Annotated in this window: 12 protein-coding genes; 6 read left to right on the top strand and 6 right to left on the bottom strand. The window is 42.3% G+C overall.

Features of this window, described 5'->3' with window-relative positions; all coding sequences use genetic code 11:
* Positions 1-77: 77 nt before the first annotated feature.
* The 5 genes from F1E73_RS10005 to F1E73_RS09985 all read right to left on the bottom strand — a co-directional run bounded on the left by F1E73_RS10005 (position 78) and on the right by F1E73_RS09985 (position 5,819).
* A complete protein-coding gene (locus F1E73_RS10005) occupies positions 78-2,234 on the bottom strand; it encodes a prolyl oligopeptidase family serine peptidase (protein WP_086475659.1) in 2,157 nt (718 codons plus the stop codon).
* A 145-nt stretch (positions 2,235-2,379) separates the two neighbouring features.
* Positions 2,380-3,369: an aspartate-semialdehyde dehydrogenase gene (locus F1E73_RS10000; RefSeq protein WP_086475660.1), complete on the bottom strand. Its 990-nt coding sequence runs from the start codon at positions 3,367-3,369 to the stop codon at positions 2,380-2,382.
* Positions 3,370-3,582: 213 nt separating this feature from the next.
* On the bottom strand, positions 3,583-3,993 hold the full coding sequence (gene mscL, locus F1E73_RS09995; RefSeq protein ID WP_086475661.1) for a large conductance mechanosensitive channel protein MscL: 411 nt from the start codon (positions 3,991-3,993) through the stop codon (positions 3,583-3,585).
* Between the two features lie 81 nt (positions 3,994-4,074).
* Positions 4,075-5,184, bottom strand: coding sequence for an alanine racemase (alr, locus tag F1E73_RS09990; RefSeq protein ID WP_086475662.1), 1,110 nt, complete (start codon positions 5,182-5,184; stop codon positions 4,075-4,077).
* On the bottom strand, positions 5,181-5,819 hold the full coding sequence (locus F1E73_RS09985; protein ID WP_086475663.1) for a thymidine kinase: 639 nt from the start codon (positions 5,817-5,819) through the stop codon (positions 5,181-5,183). Before F1E73_RS09985 ends, alr begins: the two co-directional genes overlap by 4 nt.
* Positions 5,820-6,017: 198 nt before the next feature.
* Between F1E73_RS09985 and F1E73_RS09980 the strand changes: the two genes are divergently transcribed.
* From F1E73_RS09980 to F1E73_RS09970, 3 genes are all read left to right on the top strand, one after another.
* Entirely contained in the window at positions 6,018-6,695 is a 678-nt protein-coding gene (locus F1E73_RS09980) for a hypothetical protein (protein ID WP_086476003.1), read from the top strand.
* Positions 6,696-6,825: 130 nt separating this feature from the next.
* Complete coding sequence (gene rsmI / locus F1E73_RS09975; protein ID WP_086475664.1) at positions 6,826-7,497, top strand: 16S rRNA (cytidine(1402)-2'-O)-methyltransferase; 672 nt, start codon at positions 6,826-6,828, stop codon at positions 7,495-7,497.
* A gap of 38 nt (positions 7,498-7,535) precedes the next feature.
* Positions 7,536-8,663, top strand: a complete 1,128-nt coding sequence (locus tag F1E73_RS09970) for a DUF819 family protein (RefSeq protein WP_086475665.1) — start codon at positions 7,536-7,538, stop codon at positions 8,661-8,663.
* A gap of 36 nt (positions 8,664-8,699) precedes the next feature.
* Here F1E73_RS09970 and F1E73_RS09965 read toward each other — a convergent pair whose 3' ends face one another.
* Complete coding sequence (locus tag F1E73_RS09965; RefSeq protein ID WP_086475666.1) at positions 8,700-9,290, bottom strand: carboxymuconolactone decarboxylase family protein; 591 nt, start codon at positions 9,288-9,290, stop codon at positions 8,700-8,702.
* A 55-nt stretch (positions 9,291-9,345) separates the two neighbouring features.
* Here F1E73_RS09965 and F1E73_RS09960 point away from each other — a divergent pair, with 55 nt between their 5' ends.
* The 3 genes from F1E73_RS09960 to recJ are packed head-to-tail and all read left to right on the top strand — an operon-like array spanning position 9,346 to position 13,407.
* A complete protein-coding gene (locus F1E73_RS09960; RefSeq protein ID WP_191089003.1) occupies positions 9,346-9,765 on the top strand; it encodes an OsmC family protein in 420 nt (139 codons plus the stop codon).
* A gap of 28 nt (positions 9,766-9,793) precedes the next feature.
* A complete protein-coding gene (locus F1E73_RS09955) occupies positions 9,794-11,704 on the top strand; it encodes a peptide-N-glycosidase F-related protein (RefSeq protein WP_150451819.1) in 1,911 nt (636 codons plus the stop codon).
* A gap of 5 nt (positions 11,705-11,709) precedes the next feature.
* Complete coding sequence (gene recJ / locus F1E73_RS09950; protein ID WP_086475668.1) at positions 11,710-13,407, top strand: single-stranded-DNA-specific exonuclease RecJ; 1,698 nt, start codon at positions 11,710-11,712, stop codon at positions 13,405-13,407.
* The last annotated feature ends 42 nt before the right edge of the window (positions 13,408-13,449 follow it).

Raw genomic sequence — 13,449 nt, 5'->3', positions numbered from 1 at the left:
TATAAGGGGTACTGGAATAAAAAAAGTCCATTTCAAAAAAGAAATGGACTTAACAAAAATATCAATTAAATTGAAACCTACCCTTTAATTTCCTTTAAAACTGACTGATTGGGAAGATTCTGGAAACCCATATTGTACAGGGTAAAGCCAAAAATGTCCGCAGTTTGCTCAATAGTCTTGCTCACTGGGGTGCCTGCCCCATGGCCGGCATTGACTTCTATCCTAATAAGTACTGGGTTGTCTCCTTCCTGCTTTTCCTGAAGGGCAGCAGCAAATTTAAAGCTATGTGCTGGTACAACCCTATCGTCATGGTCTCCTGTAGTAATAAGGGTAGCAGGATATGCGGTGCCACTTTTAACATTATGCACGGGAGAGTAGTTTTTTAGGTATTGGAACATTTCCTCGTTGTCCTCTGCCGTTCCGTAGTCGTAAGCCCAACCTGCACCAGCGGTAAAGGTATGGTAGCGCAACATGTCTAACACGCCCACAGCGGGAAGGGCTACCTTCATCAATTCCGGTCTTTGGGTCATAGTGGCCCCAACCAATAAACCGCCATTGGAGCCTCCTCTAATGGCTAAATAATCGCTAGACGTATAATTGTTGTCAATTAAATACTCGGCAGCCGCTATAAAGTCGTCAAAAACATTCTGCTTTTGCATTTTGGTACCGGCATCATGCCATTTTTTTCCATATTCGCCACCTCCCCTTAGGTTGGGAACGGCGTAAATACCACCTTGTTCCATCCAAACGGCATTGGTAATGCTGAAAGAGGGGGTTAGGCTAATGTTGAATCCGCCATAACCGTATAGGATGGTCGGATTTTTACCGTTTAGTTCCAATCCTTTTTTATGAGTGATGATCATGGGTATCTTAGTACCGTCCTTAGAGGTGTAGAACACTTGGTTAGATTCGTACTCTTCCGGATTAAAATCTATTTCCGGTTTCCAATACAATTCATATTCCCCAGTAGCTACATTGTATTTGTACGAAGAGGAGGGGGTATTGTAATTGGTAAAGGAAAAATAGAATTCCTTTTCATCTTTCTTGCCTCCAAAACCACCGGCACTACCGATACCGGGAAGCTTTACCTCGCGAATCTTTTTGCCATCATAATCGTACTGGTATACTTTAGAGATGGCGTCTACCATATATTCTGCAAAGAGGAATCCCCCACCAATGCTGGCTGTAAGAACATGCTCTGTTTCAGGAATTAGGTCTTTCCAGTTTTCGGGAGCTGGATTGGCCGCATCTACAGTAACTATTTTTTTGTTGGGTGCTCCTAAATTGGTAACCAAATATAGGGTAGATCCTACATTGTCTAAGATGGAAGTATCCGAGTCCGTATGGTCTATAATTGGATATAATTTGCTGTTAGGCTTGGTAAGATCTTTTATGAACAGCTTGTTCCCCGAAGTTGAAACAGAAGCAGATACCAATAGATAGCGGTTGTCTTCCGTAACCCTTCCACCTACGTAGCGGTGCTTTTCCGAGGGAATTCCACCAAAGACAAGTTCGTCGTCTTTTTGGGAAGTTCCCAATTTGTGGTAGTACAATTTGTGCTGATCTGTTTTGGCAGATAGTTCGCTGCCTTTAGGCTTGTCATAGCTAGAGTAGAAGAAGCCTTCATTGCCTTTCCAAGAGATGCCGCTAAATTTGATGTCCACCAGGGTATCCTCTACAATTCTGCGGGTTTCTGTTTCCATGACAATCACCTTACGCCAATCACTACCTCCCTCAGAAATGGAGTAGGCGGCTATAGAGCCATCGTCCGAAAAACTAAGACCAGATAAAGAGGTGGTGCCATCTTCAGAGAAGGTATTGGGGTCTAGGAAAACCTCTTCTTCCTCGTTATCCTTACTTCGGTATATAACGTACTGATTCTGGAGTCCGTCGTTTTTGTAAAAATAGGTGTAATCCCCTTCCTTAAACGGAGATCCCAATTTTTCATAATTCCATAAGGTCTCCAAACGTTTTTTTAGTTGGTCTCTAAAGGGAATTTGGTCTAAATAATCGAAGGTGGTTACATTTTGTTCTTTTACCCAAGCCTCCGTTTCCTTACTTCTATCATCTTCCAACCATCTGTAGGGGTCGGGTACCTCGGTTCCAAAATAATGGTCTACCGTATCAACTTTTTTAGTAACGGGATAATTCAACACAATCGCATCTTTTTTTTGATCTGTACCACAGGCCAGTACAAAGCTGGCAGCAATGGTGGTCAATACTATTTTCTTCATATGTTAATTAGATAGGTGAAGCTCAAAAATACTACAAAAAAAACCTTTGCAGCAAGTAAGGATGCAAAGGTATTTTTTAGGGTTCTATCTCCTTGCGGAGGATGTTGTAAAAACGTGGTGCCAAATGGCAGTCCTAGGTAGTGAGTTATACCAATTTATTCTCTACCAAGTACTCTGCAATCTGTATTACGTTGGTGGCGGCACCTTTTCTTAGGTTGTCTGCAACGATCCACATGTTTAGTGTGTTTGCTTGGGTTTCATCCCTTCGGATTCTTCCAACAAATACGTCGTCCTTGCCATGGGCATAAATAGGCATTGGGTAGGTGTTGGTATCTGTATTATCCTGTACAACAATACCTTTGGTTTCGCTTAGCATTTTACGAACCTCGGAAAGTTCAAAGTCGTTCTCGAACTCTACATTTACAGATTCGGAATGTCCGCCAGAGGTAGGGATACGTACTGCAGTGGCCGATACCGAGAAGCTATTGTCGTTAAGTATTTTTATAGGCTCCTGGGCCAATTTCATTTCTTCTTTGGTATAGCCGTTTTCCAAGAATACATCGCAATGAGGTAGCGCATTTTTCCCAATTGGGTACGGATAGGCCATTTCTCCTTCTACGCCGGCAATTTCATTTTCTAACTGTTGAACCGCTTTTACACCTGTCCCAGATACGGACTGGTAGGTAGAAACTACCACACGTTTCATTTTGTATTTATTGTGTAGCGGTGATAGGGCCATAACCAACTGAATGGTAGAACAGTTTGGGCTGGCAATAATCTTGTCTTCCTCGGTGAGTTCATGGGCATTAATCTCCGGAACAATCAACTTTTTGCTAGGATCCATTCTCCAAGCGGAAGAGTTGTCTATAACCGTAATTCCGGCCGCTGCAAATTTAGGGGCCCATTCCAATGAGGTGTCGCCACCTGCCGAAAAGACTACCAAGTTTGGTTTGGCTTCCAAAGCGGTTTGTAAGCCAATAAGCGTATGCTCCTTTCCTTGGAAAGTTAATTTTTTACCTACCGATCTTTCTGAGGCTACCAATAACAATTCGGTTAATGGAAAGTTGCGTTCTGCCAATACGTTCAGCATTACTTCTCCAACCATTCCAGTTGCTCCAACTACAGCTACTTTCATTGTAATAAAATTAAAATTGAGACGGCAAAGGTACTCATTAAAGCGTTGGGTACAAGCAATTCATCTAATTTTATTAAAAATATAACAGATTGTTACATATAAAACATTGGTGCGGAAAAAAACCGTCAGCTTTGTGCTAATGACAAGGCTAACGGTTTGGGTTGATTGGTTAGTTGGTGGTCTAATCTTTAGACCGGTACAATAAGATTGGTTTTATTGTTTCTTTAATAGGTCCCTAATCTGGGTCAATAATTCTTCCTGACTAGGTCCTTTGGGTGCTTCTTTTTTAGGAGCGGGTGGTTTTTTGGTTTTGTTGTACGCCTTTACAATAACGAAAAGTACAAAGCCTACAATTACTAAATTAACGATAGAATTTACCCATGCTCCATAACGGATAGCACTTTCTGGTTTGGTGACAGTCCCATCGGATGCAACTACTGCTTCGGAGAGTACGATCTGCATTTCTGAGAAATCCATACCGCCGGTAAAATACCCTACAATAGGCATCATAATGTCATTTACAAAGCCATTCACCACTAGGCTCACGGCACCCGCCAGAATAACTGCAACGGCTAAATCAATGACATTTCCCGTCATGATAAAATTCTTGAATTCCTTTAGCATACGCGATGGTTTAGTTTATTGGTTGGTTTTTGCAGTACTGCAATGTAATAAAAAAAATCTATCTTAACAAAATGCTAAAAATTATTTCCCGATGTAAACCCGCTTTATTCGTTGAGAAATTCCTGTTAGTAGTTCGTAGGAGATGGTATCGGCGTACGCGGCCATGGTATCTGCACTGTGAGTCTTGCCAAAAACAATTACTTCGTCCCCTTCTTGGCATTTTATTCCAGTAATATCTATCATCACCATATCCATACACACATTTCCAATAATGGGTGCCAGTGTTCCATTGACCCATACGTGTCCTTTGTGGTTGCCGTAGATTCTTCCCAATCCATCGGCGTGTCCCAAGGGTAAGGTAGCGGTAACCGTAGGGGAAGTAGCTATAAAGCCTCTGTTGTAGCCTACACTTTGGTTGGGTTCAATCTTGTGGATCTGGGAAATAATGGTTTTTAGGGTGGCAACCGGAATCAGTTGGGCGTCTTCGGAGGCTTCATTACCATAGCCATAGATGCCTATTCCGCTTCTAACCATATCAAATTGGGCCTGGGGATAATTAATTATTCCGGAGGTATTTAATAAATGTAAGAGTGGGCGGTCTTCAATTTTATCCAATAATTGGGTGGCGATCCGCTTAAAAGCCTCAATTTGGGAAAGGGAAAACTCCTGTTCGTTTATATCTTCGGAAGCCGCCAAGTGAGAAAATAAGGAGGCTACTTTTACTTCCTTAGCCCCTTGTAGTTGCTCTATGAGAAAATCTACCTCCCTTTCCGAGAACCCTATTCTATTGAGACCAGTATTAAGTTTTAAATGCACTGGATACCTAGTTTGCTGCAATGCTTTGGCAGTCCGTAAAAAGGAAGTTAAAACCAGTGGGGAATACAGGCTTGGTTCTAACCGGTGTTCTATTATTCTGGGAAAACAGACGCGTTGTGGATGTAGTACTAGGATGGGCAGTGTTACACCTGCTTCTCGCAAAGCCACCCCTTCATTGGTATAGGCAACGGCCAGATAATCGGCTCCCAAGTTTTCCAGTTTTTTTGCAATGGCTACGGAATCGCTACCATAGGCAAATGCTTTAACCACTCCTAAAAATTTGGTATCTTTCTTAATCTTAGACCTTAGGTGGTTGTAATTGTGTTCTAGGGCATGGAGATCTATCTCTAGAACGGTTTCTTGAACCTTGCTCATTTATTTTCTTTTGGCAATATCACCTCCTGGGAAGTAACTTGTATAGCATTCACTTTTTCCTTTAGCATTGCCTTGTAGTAGGCAGCTCTGCTTAAGGGTTCGTACTCTTCCGTTTCACCCAAGAGTACTAAATTTTCACTACGGGTCTTTCTAAAACTATAGTTGGCCAAGTTTCCGGTACGGGTGCACACGGCATGTACCTTGGTAACGTATTCTGCGGTGGCCATTAGCGCGGGCATGGGGCCAAAGGGATTGCCCTTGAAATCCATATCTAAGCCTGCTACCACTACGCGGATCCCCTTATTGGCCAAATCGTTGCAGACCGCTACTATTTCGTCGTCAAAAAATTGAGCTTCGTCAATACCCACCACATCACAACCATCGGCAAGCAATCGGATATTAGTAGCTGCTGGTACCGGGGTAGAGCGTATTTCGTTTGCATCGTGGGAAACAACCATTTCTTCATGATAGCGAGTATCTATCATGGGTTTAAAAATTTCCACTTTCTGCTTGGCAAACTGGGCTCTTTTTAAACGTCGGATAAGTTCCTCGGTCTTTCCAGAGAACATAGAACCACAGATAACTTCTATCCATCCGAATTGTTCTTTAGGGTTAACAGTATTTTCGAGAAACATTTTGTAATTTTAGACGAAAGTAATTTGTTTTCCGTTAATTTAATAGGAGGCATAAAATTATTAAAAAAATAATCCAAGTGGCATTATTGTTGAGAAAAGTTGGACTAGGGGCCATCTTTTGATTGCCACCCTTATATTACTTGTAGAATTGTGATAATGGTGCTCCCTAGGAGTCCAACTTTGGTAAAACTTATGAACATGAAAAAGAGACTTAAAGAGGAACTGAGAAAATTATCGACCGAAATCCTAACTGCCCGGGACATGGGGGACATTTCTTCCCTTTACGAAACCTCCAGGGAATTATATGAAAAGTTAGCGGTGTTAAAATATATAGAGGATAAGTTAAACGAGGTAGAGATCGATGTTTCCAAGAGTTCTATCGGCTCAAGATTTGAAACCATGGCCAATTCCGTTTTAAGTGCCAATTCCTCCGTACCCGAAAGCAATCCGCACAAAGAGGATATTATTACCCCAGGAATCGACACCATAAAGGATATGGTTTCAGAGATGCCTAGTTCTACCACCATAGATGAGGTGCTTTCCCAATTTACTTCCAAACAGGAGCTCATCAATGATAAGGACCTTTTTATGCGCAAAGAGGGGAGTCAGGCTAATCCTGTAAGTAGTAAAGACACCACCCAGGTCCATAGGAATATCAAGATAGACCTCAATGATAAACTGGCCTTTGTGAAGCATCTTTTCAATAATAGTATGGAAGACTACAATAGGGTCTTGTCTCAGCTTAGTACCATAGATACGGAAGAGCGATCTATTGCTTTTATTGTTAATATGGTAAAACCAGATTATGATAACTGGGTGGGCAAGGAAGAGTACGAAAAGCGCTTTATGGATATGATCTCAAGAAAGTTTTCCTAGAGAACTGCTTTAAAAATTTTTCAATTGCAAGCTGCCTATTCCAAAATACCATACCCAAGGGTATTTTGTGGGATATAGGTGTGCCCTTGGGGGCATTTTTCATTATTTTTACCAGCTATCACAACTGTTCATGGGGAAATTATACATTGTACCTACACCAATAGGAAATTTGGAGGATATTACCTTTAGGGCCATTAGGGTGCTAAAGGAAGTAGATCTTATTTTAGCGGAAGATACCAGAACCAGTGGTAAGTTGCTGCATCATTATGGGATAGAAACCAATATGCAGAGTCACCATATGCACAACGAGCATAAAATGGTAGACGGAATTGTAAAGCGACTACAGGCTGGGGAGAACATTGCACTTATCTCTGATGCAGGCACCCCAGCTATTTCGGATCCTGGATTTTTATTGACTAGGGCCTGTGTGCAAAACCATATAGAGGTAGATTGTCTACCGGGGGCTACGGCCTTTGTACCCGCTTTGGTTAACAGTGGCCTGCCCAATGATAAGTTTGTGTTTGAAGGGTTTTTGCCCGTAAAAAAGGGGAGGCAAACCAGGCTTACCCTCCTTGCCGAGGAACCCAGAACCCTTATTTTTTATGAATCTCCCCATAAACTGGTGAAGACCTTGGGGCATTTTGTCTCCTATTTTGGGTCGGAAAGGCAGGTCTCGGTTTCTAGGGAGCTTAGCAAAATGTACGAGGAAACTATACGTGGTACCCTGGAAGAGGTGTTGGCGCACTTTACCGAAAACCCACCAAAAGGGGAAATTGTAATTGTGTTGGCGGGTAAAAAATAAATAGTTCAAAATCCGCTTAAAAAAACTAAATTGAGGTAATGTTATTACCTTGGTTTATTACCCTAATTACGGTACTCTCGATCTATTTTTTGGATCGATGGGAAAATAGGCATATTAAATCCCTCTTCGATTGGGTTCCCGCTATTCTTCTGGCATATATTATTCCTGCCATTATATCCTATGTGTTACAGCTAGACCTATCCCAAGCAACAATCCATCAATACAGTAAAGATTATTTTGTGCCCTTGGCTATAATCGCGGTAATGGGGAGCTTATCCATGATGCAGCTAAAATCTATTGGGTGGAAACCTATTCTATTATTTATTTCCGGGTCATTTTGTATTGCTTTGTTGCCCGTTATTCTCAGTCTGTGGTTTTCAGAAACCTCCCTGGTTTCCATTACCTTGGTCGCCGAGGGATATTGGAAGGGTATTCCGCCAATTGTTGGGAGTTGGATCGGGGGCAGTACCAGTCAGTTGGTCTTAAAGGAATTGGTAGATTGTCCTGAGAATATTTTTCTTTCCGTATTGGTGATGGATAATGTGTTGGTAAATGTCTGGACCATATTAATGTTCCAGATCATTAAGAAAAGTAAGTTCCTAAATCGAAAATTGGGGATTACGGATTTTGGGATGCCCCAAGAGCTAAGATCTGTTAAGAAACACGTATGGTCGGGATGGGTTTGTTTTTTAGTGCTCTTTTCGTTTGTTGTATTGTGCAATTGGATCCTTGATAGCTTTGTGGTTAAGATTATAGTGCTTTCTATAATTGGATTGCTACTAAGCAATGTTTTTCCTAGGTGGAACTTTAGGTTTGTTCTAAAATTTGGTGGTATACTAATAATTATCGTGATGGCCGTTTTGGGGTTGAAATTACGAATCGCGACGCTGGGCTTTAACACCTCTTTCCTCGGATTTTTAATCGTTTGGCTGCTTGGGCATTTTGTTTTTATGATAGGGGTAGCCAAGCTATTGAATATTAATATGGCGTGGGTACCCATAGCCAGTATGGCCAATGTTGGTGGAATTGCTACTGCCCCTGCAGTTACGGCTGCCTATGAGGAGAAATGGATGCCCCATGCAGTGATACTGGCCATTCTTAGTATGGCAACCGGTACCTTTTGGGGAATGTTCACCATTTATTTATTGGAGGTGTTATTAATTTGAACGTATTTATAAATCCTAGAGGAGTAGTGGAAGATTCTAAACGTGTTTTCCCTTCTCCCATCCGTATTTCTCCAAATAGCGTTTGCCACAGTCAACCGCATCTTTCTCCAAAGTGGTGCCCATGGTATCGTTCCATCTATTAAGGAATCCAAAAAGGGAAATTACGCCCAGCATTTCTACAATCTCACCTTCATCCCAATATTTGTACAGGTTTTTTTTGACTTTTGCATTCATGGTGTTGGGGACTTGGGAAGCTGCCAAACTAAAGTCTAAAGCGGCCCTTTCGGCTTCCGTGAAGGCCGCATGTGTCCGATATTCCCAAATATTGTTCAGCTTTTCGTTGTCGGTACCATAGCGTTCTGCGGCCAATATGGCGTGTGCCTGGCAATATCTACAGCCCGTAGCATTGCTGCTCACCCATGCGATCATGCGCTTTAAGGTAGCGTCTACCCGCCCATGATTGGCCATTACTGCCTTGTTTAATTGTATGAAAGCTTTGGAGATTTCGGGCCTATGCTGCATGGTCAATACAGAATTTGGACAAAACCCCAGAGTTTCGTTAAAAAATTCGGCCAAAACTTTTGTTTCGGGATCGTGGTTTATATCTAATGGGTTAACGAGCGGCATGGTTGTGTTTTTATACGTATTTTTGGGCAATACAAGTAACAAAAAATTTATATCGATGACAAATCATATTACTACTAAATGGCTTGGTAACATGGCCTTTGAAAGCAATAATATCTCTGGTAACAAATTAATTATAGATGTTGCTCCCGAAGATGGAGGGGAAGGTCAAGGATTTCGCCCCAAGGCGTTAATGTTAACCAGTTTGGCAGGTTGTTCTGGGCTGGATGTGGCTTCTCTAATTAAAAAAATGAAATTGGAGGTAGAAGAATTTACCATAGAAACCATTGCCGATATAACCGAGGAGCATCCTAAGTACTACAATAAGGTGAGGCTAGAGTACCATTTTAAGGGAGCTAACTTGGACGAGAAAAAATTACAGCGTGCAGTAGACCTGTCCATAGAAAAATATTGTGGTGTCATGGAAATGTTCAGGCAATTTGCAACCTTGGAAATTAAGACCATATTTAAAAAGTAATCCCCAAAATCCCCTTATATTTTTTTTGATGATCAGAAAATACCTTTCTATTCTAGGCCTCCTTTTTGGAGTGTTTCATGGCCTAGATGCACAAGAGACGCAACATATTATTTCACATAATAAGGAAACTATTGTTACCGACCCTTCCAAGGGCGCAAACAGTTATAAACGGGAAGTGGTCTTCCCTGGAAAAGAAAAAGAGATTAGGCAGATAATGCTAAATCTAAGATTTGAGTGTCCGGATGGGATGCGGTGCGCAGACTGGGATTATGTAGACCATATAAAGGTGATGCCCAAAAACGACTCCACTACCTATGAAATTGCTAGGATGCTTACCCCGTATGGAGGCCGATTTCAAAAGGATTGGAGTTTTAATTGGAAGGTAGATATTACGGATTTCAGTCCAATTTTAAGGGATTCTGTGGTGGTGGATTACATCCATACCGGATGGGAAGACAATAAAACAAGAGGATGGAAGGTTACCGTAGATTTTGAATTTACCTATGGTAAGCCTGCTGTGGAAGCCTTAGCTGTTCATAAGATCTACGATGGCTATTTCAGTTATGGGGATAAGGCAGACCCTATAGAAAATCACCTAGTGCCGGTAAACCTCCAAGCCAATTCTAAAGCTACCTTCGGAAAAGTAAAGGTGTTGCAGACCGGTCATGGGATGGATGCCAATGGATGTGGGGAGTTTTGTGATAAATACCGGGAAATTCTTTTGAATGGTCAGGTTATTCATTCCCAGCAATTATGGATGCAATGTGGCGATAACCCCTTATATCCTCAGGCGGGTACTTGGATCTTTGATCGTGCCAATTGGTGCCCTGGATACCTCTTACAGCCAGATGAGGTATTGTTTAACCTCAGCTCTAACGAAGCCTATACGGTAGATCTGGATATGGAACCCTATGAAACGGAGAATCCGAGCGCCCGGGAACTACTGGTGGCCTATGTGTTAGAATATGGAAAAATCACCGCTGACAATGATGCTACTTTGGTAGACATAATCAATCCCTCCAATGAGGAGATCTACAGCCGTAAAAATGAGCAGGGCGCCCTAGCGGTGATCAGAATTAAGAACAACGGGAAAAACAACCTGAAATCCCTAATGGTGCACTATGGACTGGAAGGGGAAAAGCCCAAAAAGTTTAAGTGGGAGGGCGATCTCCCCTACGGAGAAACGGCAATATTGACCCTTCCCGAGGAAATATATACAGCGCAAGAAACTGCTATATTTAAGGTAGCGCTTAAGAGGCCAAATGGTAAAAAGGATGGATTTATGGCCGATAATGCCAAGCAATCTGTCTATACCCGCCCGGACATACTTCCCGAAAATGTGGTCATTTATTTTAAGACCAATAATAAACCAGAGCAGAATCAATACAAGGTGACGGATAGCTTTGGAAAGGTATGGTTTAAAAAGGATAGCGTATCCCTTTCGCCCAATACCATCTATAGGGATACCCTTCAACTGCCACAGGGGAATTATACCTTTATGGTAGAAGATTCTGCAGGAGACGGATTAGAGTTTTGGTACAAGGCTAGGGACGGCCGTGGAGACGCAAGGCTATTAGATACCCTTGGGCGTGCCATTAAGCATTTTAACTCCGATTTTGGAAGTCATATCATTTATAACTTTAGGGTAGAGCCCTCCGTTCCTTATCATTTGGATAATGCGCCATCGGTAACCATGTTTCCCGCTAGAACGGATGGGCCGGTTACGCTAGACTATTTTGCGAATGAAGCAAAAGAGGTAACGGTAACCATTAGCCAGCAAGAGGATGAATCCAAGGTTATGGAGACCCATTTGTATAGTACATTAGACAAGGGAACATTTACCTATGACCTATCCTACCTGCCAAAAATGCGGTATACGCTAAAGGTAGAGGTAGATGGAGAGGTAATATTTAAGAATAGGATTAGGTTAAAAGAGTAAAGACTATGCGTTGGACCATTATGCCAAAACCGGAAGAGGAGCAGATCAATGCCCTTGCTACTGCGCTTGGGGTAGATGATTTGGTGGCACAGCTGTTGGTGCAACGGGGAATTACCACTTTTGACGAGGCCAAAAGGTTCTTTAGACCAAAATTGTCGCAACTCCATGATCCCTTTTTAATGAAGGATATGGAGTTGGCCGTTGCCCGTATAGAGGAGGCAGTGGCCAAGGGCGAGAATATCTTGGTCTATGGAGATTATGATGTGGACGGTACTACCTCTGTAGCCTTATTGTCTTCCTACTTGGAGTCTTTCTATCCCAATGTGGCTACCTATATCCCAGACCGATATACGGAAGGCTATGGGGTTTCCTTCCAAGGGGTAGATTTTGCGGAAGACAATGATATTACCCTTATTATTACGTTAGATTGTGGGGTAAAGGCTATCGATAAGGTGGCTTATGCCAAGGGAAAAGGAATCGATTTTATCATCTGTGACCATCATAGACCAGGGAGTGAGCTCCCAGAGGCAGTAGCCATCCTAGATCCCAAAAGGGAAGATTGTCCCTATCCATACGACGAGCTCTGTGGATGCGGGGTAGGTTTTAAACTTATACAAGCCCTAGGGTCTAAGAGAGGGCAAACCATAGACGATCTTATTCCCTATCTAGACTTGGTGGCAACTGCTATTGGAGCAGATATTGTCCCCATTACCGGAGAGAATCGTATTCTGGCCTATTGGGGATTAAAGGTAATCAATGAAAATCCTAGAATTGGGTTTAAGGCCATTATCGATCAAATAAAGAAAAAGGAACTTACCATTACCGATGTTGTTTTCATCATTGCACCCCGTATTAACGCTGCGGGACGTATGGAGCACGGCCAACACGCCGTAAACTTATTGCGAGAGCAGGATTTGGAAAAGGCAAAGGTATTTGCCAGCGAAATAGAGGTATATAATACGGATAGAAGAAATCTGGATCAGGAAATAGCGAAGGAGGCGCTGCTGCAAATCTCTGAAAATAGTGAGGAAGAAGCTTATACCTCCGTGGTTTATAAGGATGACTGGCATAAGGGGGTTATTGGGATTGTAGCATCCAGGCTAATGGAAACCTATTATAGACCTACCCTTGTCTTTACCAAAAGTGGGGATAAATTGGCCGCTTCTGCCCGTTCCGTGAAAGGATTTGATGTGTACAGGGCGCTGGAACAATGTGCAGATACCATAGAGCAGTTTGGCGGACATAAATACGCTGCGGGATTAACCATGTTGGAGGCAAACTACGAGGCTTTTAAAGCGCGCTTTGAAGAGGTGGTGTCCCAGAATATAGATAGAAAGCTGTTGTCGCCAGAAATTAAGGTTGATGCCATTATCTCTATCGATAACATTAGCCCTAAATTAATGCGCATTGTAAAGCAATTTGCGCCATTCGGTCCAGGAAACCAAGCTCCGGTGTTTATGGCAGAAAACTTGATGGATACTGGCTATGCCAAGGTGGTAGGTAATGATGGAGGGCATTTAAAATGTAGAATTGCAGATGCTGGGATAGGGTCCAGGGGACGAAGTTTTGATGCCATCGGATTTAATCTGGGGATTAAGTTAGATCGGGTAAAACAAAAGGGTTTTAGTGCGGTCTTTTCCTTAGATGAAAACGAATGGCAAGGAAAAATTAGCCTTCAATTAAGGTTGAAGGATGTTAAATAACCCAATACTTCCTAATTGAATAAAAGGAGATTCTAAAGGAAT

Origin of the sequence: Arenibacter lacus, from assembly GCF_008711145.1 — a bacterium.
Lineage (GTDB): Bacteria > Bacteroidota > Bacteroidia > Flavobacteriales > Flavobacteriaceae > Arenibacter > Arenibacter amylolyticus.
The sequence above is the reverse complement of the archived record's forward strand: the minus strand, read 5'-3'. Positions and strand labels throughout refer to the sequence as shown.